This is a genomic window from Sphingomonas panaciterrae, assembly GCF_036890205.1.
GTDB classification, from domain to species: Bacteria; Pseudomonadota; Alphaproteobacteria; order Sphingomonadales; family Sphingomonadaceae; genus Sphingomonas; species Sphingomonas panaciterrae.
Window position 1 is genome coordinate 1 of record NZ_JAKNQR010000013.1, and the last position, 20,960, is coordinate 20,960.

Below are 20,960 nucleotides of genomic sequence, written 5' to 3' on the forward strand. Positions count from 1 at the left end.
TAGCGCGATCAGAATGCCGCCACTTAGCGCGAGCGTTTACAGCGCGCATAGCCGACGAGCAAAGACTTTCTCCGAAAACTCGACTCGCCATAGTCGGATTTCGGAGAAGGAAACAAGAGACTGTTTTCGGAAGCTGAACAGGCCGTTCTCGCCGCTTCGGGCGCGATCGGCGCGATCCTCCCGCAATCGAGGGTTTCCAAGAGATAGCACATTCATTTGTAAACAGCGGAAGAGCCGTGCCGACCGGTGTCGCCCGGCTCCTCTATTTCTAACGCCGCGGCGTCCGCTCAGTGGCGCGCTCGGCCTGCAAACAGAGTTGCCAAGGAATTTGAACAGCGGGACGCGTGGATTGTCGGCTGCGTAGCCAGCTGCGAGCGATTGGACGCAATGGAAGAGTGCGCAGTCGCGCCGAGGGGCGTGTGGCATTCGTTCACTTCAGATTGGAGGGGTGTTCGCCGGCCGTGCGTAATGGATGTGAGGACGGCGGAGGAATGACCATGGACATGGATTTAGACAGCGCGTTGCGCCGCCTTGGCGAGCAACCGCTTGATCCCCGGCTCGCTGAACTGGAAGGCGAAGTCATGCGACTGATCGCGGCGGAGCGCCGCGCGGGTGGCGTAGTGGCGCTGCGATCCGGCATGCTGGCAGCGCTAGGCGCAGTCGCCTTGGGAGTGGTGGGCGGCGGATTGTCGTCCACAGCGGCGACTGCGCAGGTGCCGACGCTAACACCCTTCGGGCCTGCCATGCCGCTAGCGCCTTCGACCTTGCTCGCGTTCCAGTGACGAGCGGCGCCCGGAGGGCGATGCTGATCGCCATCATCGCGTTCGTGGCGGCGGTCGCAGGCGTTTGGGCTGGACGTGAGTTGTTCCCGTCCCCGCCAAGCCCGGGCGTTGAGCTTCACAGCTTGCTCCACGACGGGCTCGAGCTAGACGAAGCTCAACGGACTAAGCTCCAGGCGCTGGAGTCTCACTTCGCCGTTCGAAGGCGTGCCTTGGAGCTGGAGCTCAGAGCCGACAACGCCCGGCTCGCCGCCGCCATCGAGGCCGAACATGGTAACGGGCCGCAGGTCGCGGCGGCCGTCGATCGTTCGCACGGCGCGATGGGTGAGCTCCAAAAGGAGACGTTGAACCATATGTTCGCGATGCGGCAGATCCTGCGGCCGGATCAGACGACGGCGTTCGACCGCGCGGTGGTGAAGGCGCTGACCGCAGACGCGCGGTGAGCCTCGATCTCGCGGCCTGCACGGACGGCGAACTCGCCGCCTTGACGCTCGGCGGACGTCAGGCTGCGTTCGCTGAGATCATGCGGCGGCACCAAAAACCGGTCTACCGCCTGATCCGCTCGCATATCGGCGACGCCGAAGAGGCGCTTGACCTCACTCAGGAATGCTTCGTGGCCGCCTTTCAGAACTTGCGAAAGTATGACGGAGAGCGACCGCTCGCTGCGTGGCTGACCCGCGTGGCGATCAACAAGAGCCGCGACTGGCACAGGCGGCGGCGCATACGCCAGATACTATCGTTCGCCTCTTCGCTGCCGCCCGAGACCATGGAGAGTGGGCGGGACGAGGCGCCAGGTGCCGACGCGGTAACCTTCGATCGCGCAGAGCTTGCGCGGCTTTCGCGCGCGGTGTCCGAGCTGCCGGCCACGCTCAAGGAGACGCTTTTGCTGCGGACCGTGGAAGGACTGTCCCAGGGGGAGACCGCGGCCGCGCTGGGGATCAGCGGCAAGGCCGTGGAGATGCGACTCCGGCGCGCGCGTGAAAGATTGTCGAAAAATCTCGACTTAGTGTGAGGGGATGGGCCGGTTCGCGCGTAGTGAAAGGTAAGGTCGGCGGCCCTCCCCCCCCCGCCGCCGGCCGCAAGCATTGAACTGGAGCGAAGGAAAGGCATGAGCCGCAATCTAAACCGGCGCGACGTAATGCGCGGAACCGCCATGCTTGGCGGCACGCTGGCCATGTCGGCCTACCTGCCGGCTTGGGCGCAACCTGTGTCGCGCGGCATCGCCAGGCCCCTGCCGACCGTGTCGGGCACAAACATCGCGCTGACGATCGACAGGATGAAGCTCGTCATGGACGGGATCACGACGCCGGCAATCGGCGTCAACGGCACCGTGCCCGCACCGCTCGTCCGCCTCCAGGAGGGCCAGAACGTCCGTCTCGCAGTGACCAACAATCTCGACGAGGATAGCTCGATTCACTGGCACGGGCTCATTCTGCCGTTCCAAATGGACGGCGTGCCCGGCATCAGCTTCCCTGGCATCAAGGCGCGTTCGACCTTCGTATACGAATTCCCGATCTTGCAGTCGGGCACCTACTGGTATCACAGCCATTCGGGCGAACAGGAGCAGGCAGGGCTCTACGGACCCATCGTGATTGATCCGGCCGGTGCCGACCCGATCGCGTTCGACCGCGAGCATGTGATCGTCCTCTCCGACCATAGCGAAATGACGGGCGAGGAAATTTTCCGCAAGCTCAAGCAGATGGGCGGCGCCTATTTCAACTATCAGCGCCCGACGCTGAGCGGGCTGCTCGCCGGCCGCGAGATGCGCCTCAAGGATCGGATGGAATGGGGCAAGATGCGCATGGACCCGGCCGATATTGCGGATGTTACGGGGTCGACCTACACCTTCCTCGTCAATGGCTTTGGCCCTTACGACAACTGGACGGGCCTCTTCCGACCGGGCGAGCGGGTTCGGCTGCGCATCGTCAATGCTGCGGCGCAAACCAACTTCAACGTGCGCATCCCTGACTTGCCGATGACGGTGGTGCAGGCCGACGGCCAGAACGTCCGGCCGGTAACCGTGGACGAATTCCAGATCGGCGTCGCGGAAACCTTCGACGTGATCGTGACGCCCGAGGACCGCGCCTACAGCTTCGTTTCCGAGGCGATCGACCGATCCGGCATGGGGCGCGCGACACTGGCCCCGCGCGAGGGCATGATCGCCCCGGTCCCGCCGCTCCGCCCGCGCACGTTGCTGACCATGACCGACATGGGCATGGACATGAGCGGGATGGAGGGGATGTCCGGTATGGCGGACGAGAACCCGGTCGCAAAGCGCGGGCCGGATCCCACGTTGATGCAGAATGCCTCGCGCAACCTGTGGAAGCTCACCGGGTGGAAAGAGCCCACCGATCACGGAACGAAGGCGGTAGGCGCTGCGATGGCCGGCATGGCTGGGATGGGGGGCGACCAGATGAGCGGCGCTATGCCAGGGATGGACCATAGCCAAATGGCGGCGGGCGCTGCCGGGATGGCGGGCATGGACCATGGTCAGATGAGCAGCGGCGGCATGGCCGGGATGGATCATGGGTCAGGCGGCAGCATGGACATGAACATGCGCAACCCCAAGAACGCGCCCGGCGTCAAGATGGGGCCGGGAGTGCAGACCATCTCGCCGATGCCGAAGGACCGCACGGGCGAGCCGCCGCAGGGGCTGGAGGACGCGGATCATCGCGTGCTCACTTATCGCGATCTTGTCGCGCTCGACCGCAACCCGGACGTTCGCGCCCCGTCGCGTCAGTTGGAGATCCACCTGACGGGCAATATGGAGCGCTACATGTGGGGCTTTGACGGCCAGAAGATGAGCGACCCTGCCGACCCCATCCCGTTCCGCAAGGACGAGCGCGCGCGCGTCACCCTGGTCAATGACACGATGATGCCGCACCCAATTCATTTGCACGGCCACTTCTTCGAGCTGGTGACCGGACATGGCGACTTCGCGCCTCGCAAGCACACGGTGAATGTGGCGCCCGGCGGTAAGATGACATTCGACGTAACGGCCGATGCGCCCGGCGACTGGGCGTTCCACTGCCACAATCTTTATCACATGACCGCGGGGATGATGCGTGTCGTGACGGTTCGCCCGATGGGCGAGGAGAACCGCGATGCAGCCTAAGTTCCTCTTGATCGCTGGCGGCGCGGCACTTGGCCTCGCAAGTCCGGTGGCCGCGCAGATGGACCATTCCAATATGCCGGGCATGAAGATGCCGCCGTCAAATACGCCAGCGGTGAAAAAGCCGGCCGCTAAAAAGCCGGCCGCCAAGAAGCCCGCAGCGACCAAGCCCGTCGCGCGCAAAGCGTCCCCAAAGCCCGCCGCTAGATCGACACCGCCCGCGAAAACGGGATCGGGGGCCAAGCCCGCTGCGAATCAGCCCGCCAAGCCTCCGGCCCCTGCAACGATCGTTGCCGATCCTCACGCCGGTCATGACATGACGACCATGCCGGGCATGAATACGCCTGGAGCCAACCCCAACCCCAATACCGCGCACGACATGTCGGCCATGCCAAGTGCCTCCGGCGGTGCCGCCTCCGGCCAGCCAAGCACCAGGCAAGGCATGGACCATGGATCGATGCCGGGAATGGGCCAGAGTTCGGGCGCGATGCAAGGCATGCCGGGACACGACATGGGAAGCATGCCCTCAGGCACGGGCGCGGCGATGATCGGCACCAACCTGCAGGCCGGCACCGCTCCGCCGCCCCCCATTCCGACGGATCGTGCCGCGGACCAGGTCTACTCTGCCGCTGCCATGGCGCATTCGCAGCAGCATCTGCGGTCGATGCACGGCGGGCAGAATTTCTCGCAGGTCATATTCAACCTGGCTGAAGTCCAGATCCGGGATGGTCGCGATGCTTATCGTTGGGATGGCAGCGCCTGGTACGGTGGCGACGTTAATCGTCTGGTTCTTAAAACCGAGGGCGAAGGGAACTTTGGGAGAAGCTTGGAAAGGGCGGAGCTGCAGGCGCTCTACGCACGGGCAATCGGACCCTATACCGATTTTCAGGCAGGGATCCGGTACGACTTCAAGCCTAATCCCTCGCGTGTTTACGCGACAGTCGGTTTTGAGAGCCTGGCTCCGGGTTTCTTCGATGTCGAGGGCGCACTGTTCTTGTCTAGCAAGGGAGACGTGCTGGGCCGCGTTGAAGGCTATTACGATCAGCGCATCACCCAGCGGCTGATTCTCCAGCCTCGTGTCGAAGCTGAGTTTGCGGCGCAGGACGTTCCGGCAGACCGGATCGGTTCGGGCTTGTCGGATATCGAGCTTGGCTTGCGGCTGCGCTACGAGGTGAAGCGAGAGTTCGCCCCCTATATAGGTGTTTCGTACGAGCGCAGAGTGGGCCGTTCTGCTCGTTTTGCACGCGAGGATGGCGAGGATGCGATATCCACCAGCCTCGTTCTGGGCATTCGCACATGGTTTTGAGGCCGACTAGTCTTGTCGGGTTGGCTGAGGTCAAGAAGGAGAAGTCGATGTTCAAGACAGTAACACTTCTGGCTCTGGCCGCGACGTCGGCGAGCCCCGCTTTGGCTCAGCAGCAGATGCAGGGCATGGACCATTCGAAAATGCAAGGCATGAACCACGACAACATGCCTGGCATGAACACGCCTTTCATGCCCGCCGAAATGGCGATGCACGAAAAGATGATGAAGGCCAAGGGCGCTAATGCGAGCGAGACGTGGGTCCGCAAGATGATCGAGCATCACCGCGGTGCGATCGCCATGTCGCAGATCGTTCTCCGGGAGTCGCCCGATGCGAAGACCCGGCAAATGGCCCAGAAATCGATTGCCGAGCAGAACAAGAGCATCGGTGAACTCCAGGCGATGCTCCGGTCGATGGGCAAGCGTCCTCAGTAATAAGCCTCGTTCCTCCCGCCCCCAGCGAGGAGACGGGAGGAACGACCAAGGAGATTTTTCCATGAAGTCAGCGTTGCGATTTGCGCTTACTGCCGCAGCCTTGTTGGTTCCGGTTGCCGCCAGCGCGGCTACCCCGATCGTTATGCACCGCGACCCCGGCTGCGGCTGTTGCGCCAAGTGGGCGGCGCAGGTGCAGCAGCAGCTCGGCCGTCAGGTGCGCGTCGTCGATGATCCCAACCGCCCGGCGCTGCAGAAGCGCGCGGGCGTTCCCGCGGACGTCTCGTCCTGCCACACCGCAATCGCCGATGGCATCGCTTTCGAGGGCCACGTGCCGATCGCCGACATGAAGCGGGCTCTTTCGACCCGGCCCAAGGGCGTGCGAGGCCTCGCGGTCGGCGGCATGCCGTTCGGCTCGCCAGGAATGGAAGTGCCGGGCGTCAAGGCGCAAGCCTATGACGTGGTCGCCTTTGGTCCCAGCGGCCGCCGCCTGTTCGCCCGCCACGGCAGCTGATCGGCCGATGTTTTTTGGCGGAGTGGCATGACGCGGTCGCCGCAGCCAGCGTAGCTGTGGCGTCCAGTCCGTCTTGAAGAGCAGACGGAAAGTTTCACAAAGGAAGCTGGGCAGGTGAGGGAAGAAGGCGCGGCGTGCGTAAACTGGATTGAAACAACACGGTTCAAGGGGTTGGGTGATGGGCGGTAAACGAGGCGGGGCTTTCGCTCTACTCCTTGCGGTTGCAATCTCAGTAAGCACGTCGGCATCGGCGCACGAAGATCACGATGCGCTCGGGGCCGGTCCCGGGCCGGCCGCTAGCAGCGCAGCCGAGACGCAGAAAGCAGATGGGGCGGACGCTGGCGACGGCCACATGGGCATGGGCTCTATGTCGACCGTGGACATGAACATGGGCGGCATGCACGAGGAGACCGCCAACAAGAACAAGACTTTCGGCGAACGGCTTGTGAGCTGGCTGGGGCGGGTGCATACCATGGTCATTCATTTTCCCATCGGCCTGTTCATCGGTGCGTTCGGGGTGGAGCTGTTCGGGTTGTGGCGCCGCAACCGGGATTATCAGCATGTCGCACACATAATGCTGGTCGTCGGCGCGCTGGGAGCGATCGTGGCGGCGTTCCTGGGCTGGTTCGCAGGCGGGTTCTACCTGACCGACCGCAACCCTATCCTGATGACGCATCGCTGGCTCGGGACATCGATCGCGGTCTTCGGCGTCGCGCTGGCTTGGATGGCAGCGCGCCACCGCAAGGGTCCCGAGCGGTCGCGGTCGTTGTACTGGGCGGTGCTTGGCCTGATGACACTCGCGATCTCAATCCAGGGGTTCCTCGGCGGAACCTTCATGCACGGCGGAATAAACCACTTGGCGTTCTGAGGGGCCCCGACGCTTAGTAGCCGGTCGCGTGTTGGCGCGCTGCGAAGGAGAATGCGACGAAATGCGGCAGCGCCGACCTTCGTGCCGTAGGCCTTTTCAAGCATAGCGTCGGATGCCGCCGGCGAGCCCGGCCCCGCTAGGGCGTGTCGAGCAACCCCCGACGCTGGTAATAGCACACTGTCTCGATGCACTCCCGCGCAAGCCTCGGGATCGTGGTGCGGGATCATCGAACGGAGGAAGGCCGTGTCGCCGATCGTCGTGTGGATACGAATAAGCGCGAAGCAGCCGAAGAAGATGACAAGCGAGCCGGCGATCAGCGCTTTGTTGGCGGCTTTCGCTCGGTGCACCGCCAGTGGCTCCCACTACGTCGGCGGTACGCTCCGAGCGGGATACAGCCCGGCGATGGCGGACCACAATCCGCTGTCGCGGTCGCGCAACAGATTATGGATTGCAGTCGCAGCGATTGCCGCTTGCCCGGCTGCGACGCTGATCTGATCGAGCCCTTCTACTACGTCGCCGACTGCGTACACGCCATCAACCGAGGTTTGTTGGTGGGCATCGGTCAGCACGCACCCTAATTTGCTGAGCTTCGCGCCCAGCAAAGTGGCAAGCCGCGTCCGAGGCGACGAGCCGAGCGCAGGGTAAAGCGTGTCGAATTGCAGCTCCAGGCCATTGGCCAACCGCACCTCGACACAGTCGCCAAGACGCAGCTGCTCGACAGGCGAGGGGGCGACATCGATGCCCTGCTGGTTCAGCTTGGCAAGTTCGGTCGGCCCGAGATCGAGCGAGCGCTCAGCCAGAAGCGTGACCTTGGCCCCATAAGCCCTCAGGAATTCAGCTTCTTCAGCGCCATGACCACTGCCGCCGAGCACCGCCACGTTCATCCGCCGGGCCTCATAACCATCGCAGATCGGACAATAGCGGAGAAGCCCACGCGCCACGCCGATGTCATGCATCGCATCGGGCATCTCGGGACGCCGGTTGAGGACACCGGTCGCGAGGACAACGGTCCGCGCGCGCAAGATGTTCAGTTCGCAGGTTGCCGAGAAGTGGTCGCCTAAGGCGACAATTGCGTCGATCTCACCGCTCTGGACCGTACCGCCATATTCGCGCAGCTGAGCCTGCAATCGCGCAAGAAACGCGACGCCGGAAATGCCTCCGGGAAATCCTGGCAGGTTGCGCGAGTGCGGGATGGAGGCGACGCGCCCTGCCGCCGCGTCATAGACGACGCAGCTCCTGAGAAACCGCGACAGATAGATCGCGGTCATGAGGCCCGCTGGACCGCCGCCCACAATCAGACAGTCGATGACCTCCTCGGGGTCGCCCGTCCAGCCTTGATCGGTCAATCGCAACCTCATCATTACCCCGCGCATGCGCCCGTCCAGGCCCGCGGCCACAGTTTGTCTCGAGAGGAGACGCGGTGAAAAGCGCCCCATGCTCCCTTCTGAATACGCGCCGCCACCGCCGGCCCCTCATCGAGAGCGGTGCGTCGGCACGAAAAAGATCGTGAGGGGTGACCCGCCCGGCTGCGTAATACAGGTGAACCCAATCGAAATGGAGATTACCCTGATGCGTCGCTTGTTCATCACGACTGCCGCCGCGGCCTTATTCTTCGCAGGCGGCGTGGCGAACGCGCACCCGAAGCTGGTGTCCTCCAGCCCCGCCGCCAACGCGGCCGTCGCGACCCCCGAGAAGATCAGCCTTCAGTTCAGCGAGAAACTCGTGCCGGCTTTCTCCAAGGCCGACCTTACCATGGCAGCGATGCCGGGCATGGCGGCCATGAAAATGCCCAGCAGCGCCGCAGTCGGCGCCGATGGCCGGACGCTCACCATCACCCCGAAGCAGCGCCTCCCGCGTGGGCGCTACAGCGTCGGCTGGCAGGTCGTCTCTAGCGATACACACAAAATCACCGGCAGCTACAACTTCACGGTGAAGTGAGCGAATGCTCGACTGGCCGACCGTCGCCATCCGCTTGGCGTTATACCTGGTCCTGGCGGCGCTGTTCGGCCTGTCGGCCTTCAGCCTCTATGGTCTTCGTCTTGGCGAGCGCGATGATGCCATCGCGCTGCGGCCTTGGCTCACGGCAAGCGCAGCGCTCGGGTTGCTGCTCTCAGCCGTTGGCCTGATCCTTATGGCCTCGGCGATGGCCGGTTCTGCATTCTGGCCGATCGACCAGGCAGCGGTGGCCGCGCTGCTCGGGGGGCCACCGGTTGGCACCGCCTGGAAGGTGCGTATGGTGGCGCTGGTCATCGCCGTCGGTGCAGCCCTGCTGGCGCGAGGCAGAGCATCGTGGCTGGCTATCGCCATGATTGCCGCCGCCGCGGCATTGGCGACACTCGCGTGGAACGGGCACGGCGCCATGGACGAGGGAAGCACCGGATGGCTTCACCTCGGTGCGGACATCCTCCACCTCTTGGGAGGCGGTATATGGGTCGGCGCGCTGTTCGGATTGCTTCTCCTGTTGACGCGTCGCACCGAGGAGATCGATGCCGCGCACCTTCGGCTGACCCATCGCGCCCTGCATGGGTTCGGCGCCGTCGGCACGCTCGTGGTTGTTACCCTGGTGGTCACCGGCTTGATCAACAGCTGGCTGCTCGTCGGCCCAGCCAATTTCGCGGCCTTGGGGACGACGCTCTACGGCCTGCTGCTGCTCGCCAAGCTGGTTTTGTTCGCAGCGATGCTGGGGCTCGCTTCGCTCAATCGGTTCCGCCTCACGCCGGCCTTCGAGCGCTCGATTGCCATGAACGACCATGGCGGGGCGCTTACGGCGCTGCGGGTCAGCCTTGCGGTCGAGACAGCCTGCGTGATCGGCATCCTGGCGCTCGTGGCATGGCTAGGCACCCTCGCGCCACCCGCGTCGGGCATGTAAGCGCTATGGACCAACCGTCCACGCAAGCGCCGCTCAGGCCTTCCACCTTCTTTTACCCACTTACGCGGCTTAACCCTCGCCTCCCAAGACACCCCCCGCTTGGACTGAGCTTACGTGTCCGACGCCCTAAGTCGCCCACAGGCGCTTGCGGGAAGGCCGCGTCGCGCTGCAAAGCTGGGCGTGCGAGAGGGTTGGTCCGGGTGGGCCTGTCAGTGTTTTCAGAGATGAATGAACAAGGGTGGCAAAGTCATGACCGATGGCAAACGCAGTGAAGCCGGCAGCGGCCAGGGTGGCGAAGTCGTCCTCATCACGGGTGCGAGCGGTTTTATCGCCGCAGCGCTGATTGCCCAGCTCGGCGAGCGCTACACGGTCGTCGGCCTTGATCGCGCCGGCCCTCCCGACCCACCGCCGCCCGCGGCGGCGATCGACATAGACCTCGGGTCAGACGAAGCGGTCCGAGTTGCGCTTGACGAGGTGCGCGCACGGTACGGCAACCGCATCGCCTCGGTGATCCACCTCGCCGCCTATTATGATATCACGGGTGACCCCAATCCGCTCTACGACAAGGTCACCGTGCAGGGCACCCGCCGGCTGATTGACGGGCTGCAATCGTTCGAAGTCGGACAATTCGTCTTCGCCAGCACGATGCTCGTTCATAAGCCGACCCCCACACCCGACGAGCGCATCAACGAGGACTCGCCGATCGGCGCGTCCTGGGCCTATCCGCAGTCCAAGGTCGACGCCGAGACATTGCTGCATGAGCGCCACGGAAACATCCCCGTCGTTTATATGCGCGCCGCCGGAGTTTACGACGACGACGGACGCTCGGCTTTTCTCGCGCAGCAGATATCGCAGATTTACGAGCACCGCCTGATTTCGCATTTTTATCCCGGCATGCTGTGTGCGGCGCAGTCATCGGTGCACCGCGACGACTTGGCTGACGCCGTGCTGCGTCTGGTCGATCGGCGGCACGAACTGCCGTCAGAACTGCCGCTGCTCATCGGCGAGCCCGACGCACCCGGCTATGCCGAGATCCAGGACATCGTCGGCGAGGCGCTCCACGGCGAGGGCTGGAAGACGATCCGGATTCCGCAGCCGCTCGCGAAAGCCGGGATCATCCTGCAGAACGAAGCGCTCGGCAGCGACGACTTCATCCAGCCCTGGATGATCGACAGCAGCAACGACCACTATATCCTCGATATTTCACGCGCCCGCTTGCTGCTCGGTTGGGAACCGAAGCATCGCCTCCGGGACACACTGCCGACGATCGTCGCCGCGCTGAAGCGCCACCCGCGGGCCTGGTATCGGAACAACAAGCTTAACGAGAATCTGGTTGCCTGGCACGATAAGCTAAAGGCCGAACCTGTAGCGCCGGGCCAACAACCCGCAGCGGCAGGCGGTGGAATGGCCGACATGGATCACGGGGCTGCGGACCATAGCAGCATGGACCATGCTGCCATGGGGCACCGACCTGGCGCGGCGGACATGGCGATGACCGGTCACGGTGCACACGGCGATCACATGGCCATAATGGACCGCGACGAGCGCCGTGCGCGCTGGGCTCTTTACGCAAACATCGGTCTTGGGCTGTGGCTCGCCTCCAGCCCGCTTATCTACGACTCCGTGACCACTCACAGTGTCGGCGAGGCGGCGCGCTTCGTAACTATTGATCGCGGGCTGCCGTCGATCGAGTGGCGGGCGAACGCGCTGGCCATCAGCGATGTCGTCAGCGGCCTCGCCATCGTGCTGTTCGGCGCGCTGTCGCTCGTTCCGCGCACCAAGACATGGGCGCAGTGGGCGGTCGCGTTCGTCGGCATCTGGCTGTTCTTCGCCCCGCTGATCTTCTGGAGCCCGAGCGCCGCTCAGTACAACAACAACCTGCTCATCGGCTCGGCCGTGATCGCCCTGTCGGTGCTCGTGCCGATGATGCCGGGCATGAGCATGGCGGGCATGATGGACCCCAAGAACATCCCGCCCGGCTGGACCTATTCGCCATCCACCGACGCACAGCGGCTGCCGATCGTCGCCATGGGTCTGATCGGCCTTCTCACCTCGCGCATCCTCACCGCCTACCAACTGGGGCATATTGACGGCGTTTGGGAGCCGTTTTTCGCCGGCTCCCTGAGCGATCCACGCAACGGCACCGAGGAGATCATCACCTCGGACATGTCCAAGGCCTGGCCGATTCCCGATGGTGGGCTCGGCACGGTCAGCTATGTCCTCGAGATCCTGATGGCGGTAATGGGCACCCGCGACCGCTGGCGGACCATGCCGTGGATGGTGACCTTCTTCGGCATCCTTGTCATCCCGCTCGGCGTCATCAGCATCTATTTCATCATCAGTCAGCCCATCGTCATCGGCACATGGAGCACGCTGGCGCTGATCGCCGCGCTCGCCATGCTGATCATGATCCCCTTCGCGCTCGACGAGGTGATTGCGATGGGTCAGTTCCTTCTCTGGGCGCGCCGGCAAGGCAAACCGCTGATCCGCACCTTCTTCCAGGGTGACGCGATAGAGGCGGGAGCGGTGGACGCGTCGGACGCGATGGCCTCGCCAAGCACCTTCTGGGCGGACGCAAAGAAGGGACTGACCCTGCCATGGACGCTGACTGCGAGCATCGTCATCGGCGTCCTGCTGATGCTGACCCGAATACTGTTCGGCACGGAAGGCGGTATGGCGAACAGCGATCACGTTGTGGGTGCGCTGGTCATCACGGTCGCGATCATCGCCACCGCAGAAGTTGCCCGCGCGCTGCGGCTGATCAACATCGCGTTCGGGGCCTGGCTCGTGGCAGCGCCTTTCCTCCTGGACGGCGTTGGTCACCTTGGTGCCGTAGCCTCGGTCGTAGCGGGCATTGCGCTCATCGGCCTCAGCTTTCCGAGGGGGAAGCGCAGCGCCGAGCATTATGCAAGCTGGGACAAGTACGTGATCTGAATAGGGAGCGGTGATGGCCATGAACGATCAACGATTGCACCTCTGGGCACCGAAAATGCTAAGTGTCCTACGGATCGTTGCTGGGCTCATTTTCCTTGAGCACGGAACGCAGAAGTTCCTGTCGTTCCCGCCCGGTCAAGCCGCAGGCACTGGCCTCGCTTTCGACAACCCTGGAGCATACTCGGGCTTGATCGAGCTGGCGGCCGGGCTCCTGATCGCGTTAGGCCTGTTTACCCGTCCGGCGGCGTTCCTGGCTTCGGGCACGATGGCCGTCGCCTACTGGATAGCGCACGCGCCGCAGAACGCGTTTCCAGTCAACAACGGCGGCGATGCGGCGATCCTCTACTGCTTCGTATTCCTCTATCTCGTCTTCGCCGGCCCGGGACCTTGGAGCCTGGACGCTTCCCGCCAGCGTCGCGGGGAAGGGGTATGATGGCCGCGGCGCGGATGCCTGCACTGTTCATCGGCCACGGCAGCCCGATGAACACGCTGGAGCGGAACGGCTTCACCGATGCTTGGAAGTCCCTCGGGCGCACGCTGCCCCGCCCCCGCGCGCTGCTGGTCGTCTCTGCCCACTGGTACTTCGGCGCGACGGCCGTGACCGCCATGTCGAGGCCGCGGACAATCCACGACTTTTACGGCTTCCCGCAGGCGCTTTTCGACTTCGACTATCCCGCACCCGGCGCGCCGGACGTGGCGCAAGAGATTGCGGAAGTAGTCAAGCCGGAGTGGGTCGGCCTCGATCGCGACCAGTGGGGGCTGGATCACGGTACCTGGTCCGTGCTCGCGCACCTCTACCCACAAGCCGACGTGCCCGTGGTGCAACTCTCGATCAACGCGCTGCGCCCGCTCGAATACCATGTGGACCTCGCCGCGCGGCTCGCCGCGTTGCGCGACAGCGGCGTGGCGATCCTCGCCAGCGGCAATGTCGTCCATAACCTGCGACAAGTCCAATGGGACCAGCCTAACGCCGCATTCGATTGGGCAGAGCGGTTCGACGACGCCGTGGTAGCGCAGCTCGCCGACGCGCCAGGCGACATACTGAAGGTGCGCGAGCATCCCGACTACGCGCGCGCCGTGCCTACGCCCGACCACTTCGTACCGCTCCTCTACCTGGCAGGCCTGGCGGCCGCGGAGGACGCCCGGCCGGAGGCGATCGTGCGCGGCTATTCGATGGGGGCGATTTCCATGACATGCCACGCGCTCGGCGCGAAGCTGCCGGTCGATACGGACGCAGAGGACGCCGCGACGCTGCCGCGCGACGTTCCCGCCGATCAGACGAATATCTGACCGCTCAACTTATAGACGTGCCGGTTTCTCGCGAGGCAGCGGCGAACGTGCGGCGAGAGGTTGCCTGCGGCCTGGTGACAATTGAGCGCTCGTCTGTGCTCATGCGTGGCGCTCGACCAAAGCGACGAACCTGTCCATCCACCCTTGCAGAAAGTCGCGGCTTCCCGGACCGATGTTGCCAGCCTCGTCGACCAGACCCTCCTTCCACTGAATGAACGCTTCCGACTGCCCCAGCGTCGGCATGTCGAGATAGGCCAGGATGTTGCGAAGGTGACTTCCAGCGCAACTGACGATGGTTCAACCGAGCGCAGTCGATAGCGGTGGCGGGCGCAACCCGCACCGCCTCGCGTGCTTTCGTCGCCGCTTTCCTACACCCTTCAATCTTGTCCCGGTTCGCGGTCACGATCTTGTCGCCGGCGACGACGGGCCGCCAGCTCTCCGACGCGATGTTCATCATCCGCTGCCTTGGTGATCGCGCACGCCGCCCAACGCTGCTAATGGGAGTCGTTCGCATAGTCCGCGACGAGTGAAGCTTGGAATCGGTCACCCATATGCCGTCACCTCTGGTCTCGCTGATTAAGCCAGCACTCGCGCTGGTCGCGTCGCTTATGCTGCTGTTGATTCCCGCTGCGGCGATGGCCGATACCCGCGATGTTCAAACTGCTTGGCGTCTGCTCGACTATATGGCGGTCGATTATGGCGGTGCGGTCGCCAACGGCGCGGTCACAAGCGCGTCCGAATACGCAGAGATGAACGAGTTCGCCGCAGGCGTGTCCACCCGCCTGCGCGCGCTCCCTGCGACACCTGAGCGGCAATCCCTGATCCAGCAGGCTTCGCAGCTTCAAAGCGTGATTGCCCGCAAGGGCTCACCCAAAGAGGTTGCGGCGCTCGCGCACGGACTCGCCGCCGATCTGCTCCGAACCTATCCGGTGCCACTTGCCCTTGGCAAAGCACCGGACCTCGCTACGGGGTCGCGGTTGTTTGCGCAAAGCTGCGCGTCTTGCCACGGGATCACCGGCGACGGGCATGGGCCGGATGCCGCCAAGCTCGCCACCCCGCCGATCGCGTTCACCGATGCCGAGCGAGCGCGTCAGCGCAGCGTGTTCGCGCTCTATCAGGTGATAAGCCAAGGTATCGACGGAACCGCGATGCAGAGCTTTGCCGATTTGCCGAACGATCAACGCTGGGCGCTGGCGTTCCGCGCCGGTAGCTTTGCCTCGACCGATGCGCAAGCGGTCGAAGGCGAACGCCTGTGGAAGTCGGACGCGAGCTTGCGGGCACAAATTCCCGATCTGAAAACCCTGGTCGCGCTCACCCCCGCCGCGCTTGCGGGCAGCATCGGGCAGGCGGAAGCCGACGCAGTGCTCGCCTATCTGCGCCGCCACCCCGATCAGGTGATGCAACAAGCCCCAAGCCCGCTCGCCGTGGCGCGCGCCAAGCTTGCGCAAAGCCTCGCCGCGTTCCAGCGCGGCGACCGGCGCGGCGCAAAGGAACTGGCGCTGTCCGCCTATCTCGACGGGTTCGAGCCGATCGAACCGACGCTCTCGGCGCGCGACCCGACGCTCATGTCCAGGATCGAAGGCGCGATGGGAGAATATCGCGCCGCTGTGGAGAGCAGCACGTCGGCCGATGATGTGGCCGAACGAGTGGCAGTGCTGGGCGGCTTGTTCGATGATGCCGAGGCGGCGCTCGCGCCCGACGCCGCGACGCAGGCGTCCACCTTCTTGGGGGCCTTCACGATCCTGCTGCGCGAGGGGCTAGAAGCTCTTTTGATCGTGGTCGCCATGATCGCGTTCCTCCGCAAGGCGGAACGGCCAGAAGCCTTGCGCTATGTCCATAGCGGTTGGATCGGGGCGCTAGTAGCCGGCGGGATTACCTGGGCGGTCGCCACCTATGCGATCGGTATAAGCGGCGCGAGCCGGGAGTTGACGGAAGGGTTCGGCTCGCTGTTCGCGGCCGTGGTTCTGCTCTCGGTCGGAATCTGGATGCACGGCAAGGCGCAAGCCGATCAATGGCAACGCTATATCCGTGAGAAAATGTCACGGGCGCTATCGGGCGGGTCGGGATGGTTCCTGTTCGGGCTCGCATTCCTGGTGGTTTATCGGGAGGTATTCGAGACGATCCTTTTCTACGCCGCGCTTTCGACACAGGGTAACACCGCGATGCTGCTGGCCGGGGCCGGCGCAGCGATCAGCCTTCTCGCCGTCATCGCCTGGGCAATGCTCCGCTACAGCCGGACGCTGCCGATTACGCAGTTCTTCCGCTACAGCTCGTGGCTGATGGCCGCTCTGACGGTCGTGCTGGCCGGTAAGGGAGTCGCTGCCCTCCAAGAGGCGGGGATCATCGACATAATGCCGCTCGCCAGCGTGCCACGTATCTCGATGTTGGGCCTGTTCCCGACATTGCAGTCGGTGCTGGCACAACTCCTGATGCTTGCCGCGATCGTGATCGGGTTTGCCTGGAACCGCCGCGCCAAGCCGCGGACGGGCGGGCCGCTAGCCTAGCGGCAGGGCAGGTGACGCCCCTCTCTAAAGCGTTGCTGCCAACCCTGACCGTGCATCGCACCGTCTCACGCGCCTTGGCTCGCAATGTAACGGGAGGGCGGCGGGGAAAGCGCCGCCCTCGGGCCATTTACGCGGCCATCTTGTCGCAAGCGTCGGCGCACTTGCGACACGCGGCGACGCAATCCTCCATGCCGTCCAGCCCTTCGCAGCTCGACGCGCACGCCCGGCAAATCTCGGCGCACTCGCGGCAGATATGCCGGTGGTGCTCGGACTTGCGCGCCATGAAGTCGATCGCGACACTGCAAATCTGAGCACAGTCCAGCATCAGCTTCATGTGCTGGGGCTCTGCGTGCCGGCCGCCTGCCTCCAGGCAGTGATTCATCGCCATGTGAAGGCAGGTGATGTGGCATTCGTGGCAGGCGTCCATGCACGCCTTCATATCGGGTTCGATCTGATGCATTGTCTTTCCTTCCATATGCGCCCCCCTCCCCTTGTATATACGCGGTTCTTGGCGCTTTCCCTCGCCGGGGTCGGGACTTCATCGTCCTTGCGGCTCGGACCATCGTCCAAGGTCAACCCTTTTCTTTCGCACAACGGAGACTCACATGTTCCACTCCGATCCCAAGATCGTCCAGGATCGGGCAATCCGGCCGATCTCCGCCCGCGCAGCGACGCGCCAGATCTTCTAGCGACTTGCGCATCGCGCGGAGCTCTTGCTCCTTGCGCTCCATCTCCGCGGCTCGTGCAAGCGCGAGGGCCTTGACCTCACCACTCGCCCGGTCGCCGTCCTGCCACAGCGCGACGAGCTGGCCGATCTCGGAAATTGGGAAGCCGAGATCGCGGGCGCGCCCGATGAAGCGTAGCATGTGCACCTCGCGTTCGTCATAATCGCGGTAGCCGGAATCACGCCGCGCGGCCTTGGGGATGAGGCCGATCGCCTCATAATGGCGGATCATCCGCTGGCTGACCCCCGAAGAGCTCGCGGCCTGTCCTATGTTCACTTGTCGCCTCCTCAAGCCGCCGTTGGACGCCAACGGCGAAGCGTCAGAGCATTGGCGACGACACTGACGCTCGACAGCGCCATCGCCGCGCCCGCGATCACCGGGCTCAGATATCCGAGCGCTGCCAACGGAATGCCGACCAGATTGTAGATGAACGCCCAGAACAGCCCCTGACGGATCTTGGCATAGGTCCGCTTCGAGATGTCGATCGCGTCCGCCACAAGGCGTGGATCGCCCCGCATCAGCGTGATGCCCGCTGCGTGCATGGCGACATCAGTGCCGGTCGACATGGCGATGCCGACGTCCGCTGCAGCCAGGGCAGGAGCGTCGTTGACGCCGTCGCCGACCATGGCGACCGTGCGGTCCTCGGCCCGCAACGCCGCCACTGCATCCGACTTTCCTTCCGGCAGGACATTGGCGACGAAGTCGTCGATGCCGAGCTTGCCGGCCGCTGCGCGGGCGCTTCCCGCATTGTCTCCGGTAAGCATCACGCTGCGTATGCCGCGGCCATGCAGCGCCGCCACGGCAGCCGCGGCGGAAGCCTTCACCTCGTCGCCGAACGCCAGAAGGCCGAGGAGGCGGCGTTCGGGCGCGCGCTCCGCGACCCAGGAGACCGTCCGTCCCTCGGCTTCCAGCCTGGCGGCCTCAGTAGCCAGCGGCGTCATCGCGATCCCTTCGTCTTCCATCAAGCGCGTGCTGCCGAGGATCAGGTCGCGGCCGTTGACGGCTGCAGCGACGCCGCGACCTGGCAGGCCGCGCATGCCGTCGGCGCGGGCGGGTTTGACATCTTCCGAGCTGGCCCACGCCAAGACGGCCCGCGCGAGCGGATGCTCGCTTCCGGCCTGAAGCGCCGCGGCGAGCTCGATCAGTTCGGTCCGTTCGACCCCGTCAGCGGGCAGTCCAGCCAGCAGCGACGGCTTGCCTTCGGTCAGCGTGCCGGTCTTGTCGAACGCGACGACGTTGATGCGGTGCGCGGTCTCCAGCGCCTCGGCATCCTTGATGAGGACACCGGCCCGCGCGGCAACGCCGGTGCCGGCCATAATCGCGGTCGGCGTGGCCAACCCGAGCGCGCACGGGCAGGCGATGACGAGCACCGCGACCGCATTCAGGATCGCGACTTCCACTCCCGCACCGGCGATCAGCCATCCGGCGAGGGTAAGCGCGGCTATGACGAGGACGATTGGGACGAACACGGCGCTGACTTTGTCGACCAAACGCTGGATCGGTGCCTTGGCACCTTGCGCGCTTTCGACCAGGCGCACGATGCGGGCGAGGGTGGTCTCAGCCCCCACCGCCGTCGTCTCTACCAGAATGAGGCCGTCGGCGTTGATCGATCCGCCGGTCACTGGGTCCCCAGCGACCTTGGCGACCGGAAGGCTTTCTCCGGTGAGCATGGACTCATCGACATGGGTCGCTCCCTCGATCAGTCGTCCATCGACAGGGATGCGCTCCCCGGGCCGGACGCGGACGCGGTCACCCGAGCGCACCTCCGCCAGGGCAACCTCTCGTTCGCTGCCGTCGGCGCCGACGACGCGCGCCTGGTCGGGTCGCAGCGCCATCAGCGCGCGGATCGCCTCTCCGGTCTGGCGCTTGGCGCGGCCTTCGAGCCACTTGCCGAGCAGGATAAGGGTGATGACGACGGCCGAAGCCTCGAAGTAATAGTGCGCGTCCATGCCGTGCATCGGCGCGAACAGCAGCTGGTAGAGGCTGAGCCCGTAGGCGGCCGATGTGCCGATCGCGACCAACAGGTCCATGTTGCCGGTTCGGGCGCGCGCGGCCTTCCAACCCGCGCGATAGAAGCGCGCGCCCAGCCAGAACTGCACGGGCGTCGCGAGCAGCAGCTGGATCCAGCCCGGCACCGCCACCTCGATACCGAACGGGGCCAGCAGCATCGGAACGACCAGCGGCAGCGACAGCGCCGCGGCGATCAGCACGTGGCGGAGCTCTCTTGTTGCGGCTGCGTCGCGGCGGGCGTCCTCGGCGCTTCGTTCCGCCTCCGCCGATCCGGTGCGCGCGAATGCGGTGTAACCAGCGCTTTCGACGGCCTCGACCAAGACATAAGTGGGGACGCCACCCACCGTTTCGATCCGCGCCGTCTCGGCTGCCAGGTTGACACTCGCGGAGCGGACGCCGGGCACTTTCAGCAGCGCCTTCTCGACCCGGCCGACACATGAGGCGCAGGTCATGCCCGTGATCGTCAACTCGGTCGTTTGCGTCAACGGGGTGTAGCCCGCCGCAAGAACCGCATCGGCTACGGCAGCGACATCGGATCGTCCATCGACGAACTCGACATTCGCGCGCTCCGTCGCGAGATTGACCGAGACGCCGGCGACGCCCGGCACCCCGGCGATGGCGCGCTCCACCCGCCCGACACACGTCGCGCAGGTCATGCCATCGATGGCCAGCGACAGCCTGTCTTCGCTTCTCGCCTGTGTCTGCATTGGCAGCTGCGCCGGGGCGCTCATGGTCGTCTCCACTACTGAGTCGACGGCCTTATGGTCCCTCACATCGTGTCAAGGTCAACAGCTAAATACACCCCTTGACCCTGACACAGTGTCAAACCCCACATCTGCTTCATCCACCTCATGGAAGAACGAAGATGATCGATTTCAAAGTTCAGGGAATGACCTGCGGAGGCTGTGCGCGCGGTGTGACCAGCGCGCTTCAGCGCGTCGATGCCAAGGCCGTCGTCAACGTCGACTTGGCGAGCAAGACCGTTTCGGTAAACTCGACGGCCGATGTACAGCAACTCAAGCGGGCCATAGAGAAGGCCGGCTTCGCGGTGACGCAATAGAGAGCCCTATTTTGCCTGAGGGCTTTCGGGGCGGGCGCGTAAAAGGATTGTGCGTTGATCCGCACGCGCCCGCCTCGCGATCATAAGTGCACCGGCCTGAAACGGTCATGACACCGGCTGAAGCCTCAAAAGTCCGCGTTGTTACTTTATGGGGCGGGCGCGACCTTGACGGTGCATCGCACCGTCTCACGGGCTTTCGCAGCAGCTTCTACGCACCTTTCAATCGCTTCGCGATTAACCGTCACGATTCTGTCGGCCGCGACGATCCCACGGAACGCGGTCGGGCTGGCGCTCTGCATTAGGCGCTGCCCTGCTTCCCAACGTGGTAGGCCGAGCGTTCACGCCGCGATGCGCTGCGCCATCTGCTTGGGCGTCATCGCCATGACCGGGGCTTTGGAAAGAATATGGACAACATGGTCGATGCGGCCGGTCGCCGTGTCCACGCCCTGCTGAAGCACGCCAAGCGCCTTGCTGTAGTCGGGCACGTTGATCGCGCGGCGCGCTCGGCCGCCAAGCCCTCCACGGCACGGCGTAGCAATGCCAGCTCACGGTCCTGACCTT

At 64.6% G+C, this 20,960-nt stretch carries 21 protein-coding genes and 1 pseudogene; 15 read left to right on the top strand and 7 right to left on the bottom strand.

All coding sequences use genetic code 11. The features are described 5' to 3' along the window. Positions 1 to 491 precede the first annotated feature (491 nt). The 8 genes from L8F96_RS17065 to L8F96_RS17100 all read left to right on the top strand — a co-directional run bounded on the left by L8F96_RS17065 (position 492) and on the right by L8F96_RS17100 (position 7,007). Positions 492 to 782 carry a hypothetical protein gene (locus tag L8F96_RS17065; protein ID WP_231729974.1) on the top strand — a complete coding sequence of 97 codons (291 nt, stop codon included), beginning with the start codon at positions 492 to 494 and terminating at the stop codon, positions 780 to 782. A gap of 20 nt (positions 783 to 802) precedes the next feature. After that, entirely contained in the window at positions 803 to 1,222 is a 420-nt protein-coding gene (locus L8F96_RS17070; protein ID WP_046407154.1) for a periplasmic heavy metal sensor, read from the top strand. Then, a complete protein-coding gene (locus tag L8F96_RS17075) occupies positions 1,219 to 1,791 on the top strand; it encodes an RNA polymerase sigma factor (RefSeq protein ID WP_046407140.1) in 573 nt (190 codons plus the stop codon). The genes L8F96_RS17070 and L8F96_RS17075 overlap by 4 nt, the downstream gene beginning before the upstream one ends. Before the next feature lie 96 nt (positions 1,792 to 1,887). After that, the gene (locus L8F96_RS17080; protein WP_030541566.1) at positions 1,888 to 3,894 is read left to right on the top strand and encodes a copper resistance system multicopper oxidase; all 2,007 of its coding nucleotides are present in this window, start codon (positions 1,888 to 1,890) and stop codon (positions 3,892 to 3,894) included. Then, positions 3,884 to 5,197, top strand: a complete 1,314-nt coding sequence (locus L8F96_RS17085) for a copper resistance protein B (protein WP_007407010.1) — start codon at positions 3,884 to 3,886, stop codon at positions 5,195 to 5,197. The genes L8F96_RS17080 and L8F96_RS17085 overlap by 11 nt, the downstream gene beginning before the upstream one ends. 47 nt (positions 5,198 to 5,244) lie before the next feature. Further along, positions 5,245 to 5,628 (top strand): DUF305 domain-containing protein, encoded by a 384-nt coding sequence (locus tag L8F96_RS17090; RefSeq protein ID WP_030541567.1) that lies wholly within the window; start codon positions 5,245 to 5,247, stop codon positions 5,626 to 5,628. A 61-nt stretch (positions 5,629 to 5,689) separates the two neighbouring features. Then, positions 5,690 to 6,139, top strand: a complete 450-nt coding sequence (locus L8F96_RS17095; protein ID WP_046407136.1) for a DUF411 domain-containing protein — start codon at positions 5,690 to 5,692, stop codon at positions 6,137 to 6,139. A gap of 367 nt (positions 6,140 to 6,506) precedes the next feature. Then, the gene (locus tag L8F96_RS17100) at positions 6,507 to 7,007 is read left to right on the top strand and encodes a DUF2231 domain-containing protein (protein WP_334656797.1); all 501 of its coding nucleotides are present in this window, start codon (positions 6,507 to 6,509) and stop codon (positions 7,005 to 7,007) included. A gap of 212 nt (positions 7,008 to 7,219) precedes the next feature. Here the strand turns inward: L8F96_RS17100 and L8F96_RS17105 are convergent. Together L8F96_RS17105 and L8F96_RS17110 are read right to left on the bottom strand one after the other, a co-directional pair. Continuing rightward, positions 7,220 to 7,345: pseudogene (locus tag L8F96_RS17105) on the bottom strand (DUF305 domain-containing protein); the annotation flags it as partial. Positions 7,346 to 7,369: 24 nt separating this feature from the next. After that, a complete protein-coding gene (locus L8F96_RS17110) occupies positions 7,370 to 8,353 on the bottom strand; it encodes an NAD(P)/FAD-dependent oxidoreductase (RefSeq protein WP_223308235.1) in 984 nt (327 codons plus the stop codon). 88 nt (positions 8,354 to 8,441) lie between these two features. On the opposite strand from L8F96_RS17110, the gene copC reads away from it, so the two are divergent. The 6 genes from copC to L8F96_RS17140 all read left to right on the top strand — a co-directional run bounded on the left by copC (position 8,442) and on the right by L8F96_RS17140 (position 16,604). Then, complete coding sequence (gene copC / locus L8F96_RS17115; protein WP_417159007.1) at positions 8,442 to 8,945, top strand: copper homeostasis periplasmic binding protein CopC; 504 nt, start codon at positions 8,442 to 8,444, stop codon at positions 8,943 to 8,945. A 4-nt stretch (positions 8,946 to 8,949) separates the two neighbouring features. Further along, entirely contained in the window at positions 8,950 to 9,876 is a 927-nt protein-coding gene (copD, locus tag L8F96_RS17120; protein WP_004212957.1) for a copper homeostasis membrane protein CopD, read from the top strand. A gap of 228 nt (positions 9,877 to 10,104) precedes the next feature. Further along, positions 10,105 to 12,810, top strand: coding sequence for a vitamin K epoxide reductase family protein (locus tag L8F96_RS17125; RefSeq protein WP_237702559.1), 2,706 nt, complete (start codon positions 10,105 to 10,107; stop codon positions 12,808 to 12,810). Positions 12,811 to 12,823: 13 nt separating this feature from the next. Beyond that, positions 12,824 to 13,243 carry a DoxX family protein gene (locus L8F96_RS17130; protein ID WP_037487156.1) on the top strand — a complete coding sequence of 140 codons (420 nt, stop codon included), beginning with the start codon at positions 12,824 to 12,826 and terminating at the stop codon, positions 13,241 to 13,243. Further along, on the top strand, positions 13,240 to 14,100 hold the full coding sequence (gene ygiD, locus L8F96_RS17135) for a 4,5-DOPA-extradiol-dioxygenase (RefSeq protein ID WP_300397218.1): 861 nt from the start codon (positions 13,240 to 13,242) through the stop codon (positions 14,098 to 14,100). Before L8F96_RS17130 ends, ygiD begins: the two co-directional genes overlap by 4 nt. A gap of 551 nt (positions 14,101 to 14,651) precedes the next feature. Beyond that, positions 14,652 to 16,604, top strand: a complete 1,953-nt coding sequence (locus L8F96_RS17140; RefSeq protein ID WP_334656798.1) for a cytochrome c/FTR1 family iron permease — start codon at positions 14,652 to 14,654, stop codon at positions 16,602 to 16,604. 127 nt (positions 16,605 to 16,731) lie between these two features. Here L8F96_RS17140 and L8F96_RS18680 read toward each other — a convergent pair whose 3' ends face one another. The 3 genes from L8F96_RS18680 to L8F96_RS17155 form a co-directional block, all read right to left on the bottom strand. Next, on the bottom strand, positions 16,732 to 17,079 hold the full coding sequence (locus L8F96_RS18680; RefSeq protein ID WP_465250266.1) for a four-helix bundle copper-binding protein: 348 nt from the start codon (positions 17,077 to 17,079) through the stop codon (positions 16,732 to 16,734). 97 nt (positions 17,080 to 17,176) lie between these two features. Beyond that, positions 17,177 to 17,605, bottom strand: coding sequence for a Cu(I)-responsive transcriptional regulator (gene cueR, locus L8F96_RS17150; RefSeq protein WP_086486002.1), 429 nt, complete (start codon positions 17,603 to 17,605; stop codon positions 17,177 to 17,179). Between the two features lie 11 nt (positions 17,606 to 17,616). Continuing rightward, positions 17,617 to 20,070, bottom strand: a complete 2,454-nt coding sequence (locus L8F96_RS17155) for a heavy metal translocating P-type ATPase (protein WP_334656800.1) — start codon at positions 20,068 to 20,070, stop codon at positions 17,617 to 17,619. 134 nt (positions 20,071 to 20,204) lie between these two features. Between L8F96_RS17155 and L8F96_RS17160 the strand changes: the two genes are divergently transcribed. Next, positions 20,205 to 20,399 carry a heavy-metal-associated domain-containing protein gene (locus tag L8F96_RS17160; protein WP_007407007.1) on the top strand — a complete coding sequence of 65 codons (195 nt, stop codon included), beginning with the start codon at positions 20,205 to 20,207 and terminating at the stop codon, positions 20,397 to 20,399. Positions 20,400 to 20,545: 146 nt separating this feature from the next. Here the strand turns inward: L8F96_RS17160 and L8F96_RS17165 are convergent, their stop codons facing one another. Both L8F96_RS17165 and L8F96_RS17170 read right to left on the bottom strand, forming a co-directional pair. Next, entirely contained in the window at positions 20,546 to 20,698 is a 153-nt protein-coding gene (locus L8F96_RS17165; RefSeq protein WP_007407005.1) for a DUF6118 family protein, read from the bottom strand. Positions 20,699 to 20,737: 39 nt separating this feature from the next. After that, positions 20,738 to 20,884: a hypothetical protein gene (locus L8F96_RS17170; protein WP_205499316.1), complete on the bottom strand. Its 147-nt coding sequence runs from the start codon at positions 20,882 to 20,884 to the stop codon at positions 20,738 to 20,740. Positions 20,885 to 20,960: the final 76 nt, after the last annotated feature.

What these genes read in the sequence shown, in the direction of transcription:
- L8F96_RS17080 (WP_030541566.1), top strand. Translation starts at nt 1,888, where the DNA reads ATGAGCCGCAATCTAAACCGGCGCGACGTAATGCGCGGAACCGCCATG.
- L8F96_RS17125 (WP_237702559.1), top strand. Translation starts at nt 10,105, where the DNA reads ATGAACAAGGGTGGCAAAGTCATGACCGATGGCAAACGCAGTGAAGCC.
- L8F96_RS17155 (WP_334656800.1), bottom strand. Translation starts at nt 20,070, where the DNA reads ATGAGCGCCCCGGCGCAGCTGCCAATGCAGACACAGGCGAGAAGCGAA.
- L8F96_RS17095 (WP_046407136.1), top strand. Translation starts at nt 5,690, where the DNA reads ATGAAGTCAGCGTTGCGATTTGCGCTTACTGCCGCAGCCTTGTTGGTT.
- L8F96_RS17165 (WP_007407005.1), bottom strand. Translation starts at nt 20,698, where the DNA reads ATGCAGAGCGCCAGCCCGACCGCGTTCCGTGGGATCGTCGCGGCCGAC.
- copD (WP_004212957.1), top strand. Translation starts at nt 8,950, where the DNA reads ATGCTCGACTGGCCGACCGTCGCCATCCGCTTGGCGTTATACCTGGTC.
- L8F96_RS17065 (WP_231729974.1), top strand. Translation starts at nt 492, where the DNA reads ATGACCATGGACATGGATTTAGACAGCGCGTTGCGCCGCCTTGGCGAG.
- L8F96_RS17140 (WP_334656798.1), top strand. Translation starts at nt 14,652, where the DNA reads ATGCCGTCACCTCTGGTCTCGCTGATTAAGCCAGCACTCGCGCTGGTC.
- L8F96_RS17130 (WP_037487156.1), top strand. Translation starts at nt 12,824, where the DNA reads ATGGCCATGAACGATCAACGATTGCACCTCTGGGCACCGAAAATGCTA.
- L8F96_RS17090 (WP_030541567.1), top strand. Translation starts at nt 5,245, where the DNA reads ATGTTCAAGACAGTAACACTTCTGGCTCTGGCCGCGACGTCGGCGAGC.
- L8F96_RS17085 (WP_007407010.1), top strand. Translation starts at nt 3,884, where the DNA reads ATGCAGCCTAAGTTCCTCTTGATCGCTGGCGGCGCGGCACTTGGCCTC.
- L8F96_RS17100 (WP_334656797.1), top strand. Translation starts at nt 6,507, where the DNA reads ATGTCGACCGTGGACATGAACATGGGCGGCATGCACGAGGAGACCGCC.
- L8F96_RS17070 (WP_046407154.1), top strand. Translation starts at nt 803, where the DNA reads ATGCTGATCGCCATCATCGCGTTCGTGGCGGCGGTCGCAGGCGTTTGG.
- ygiD (WP_300397218.1), top strand. Translation starts at nt 13,240, where the DNA reads ATGATGGCCGCGGCGCGGATGCCTGCACTGTTCATCGGCCACGGCAGC.
- L8F96_RS17160 (WP_007407007.1), top strand. Translation starts at nt 20,205, where the DNA reads ATGATCGATTTCAAAGTTCAGGGAATGACCTGCGGAGGCTGTGCGCGC.
- copC (WP_417159007.1), top strand. Translation starts at nt 8,442, where the DNA reads ATGCTCCCTTCTGAATACGCGCCGCCACCGCCGGCCCCTCATCGAGAG.
- L8F96_RS18680 (WP_465250266.1), bottom strand. Translation starts at nt 17,079, where the DNA reads ATGGAAGGAAAGACAATGCATCAGATCGAACCCGATATGAAGGCGTGC.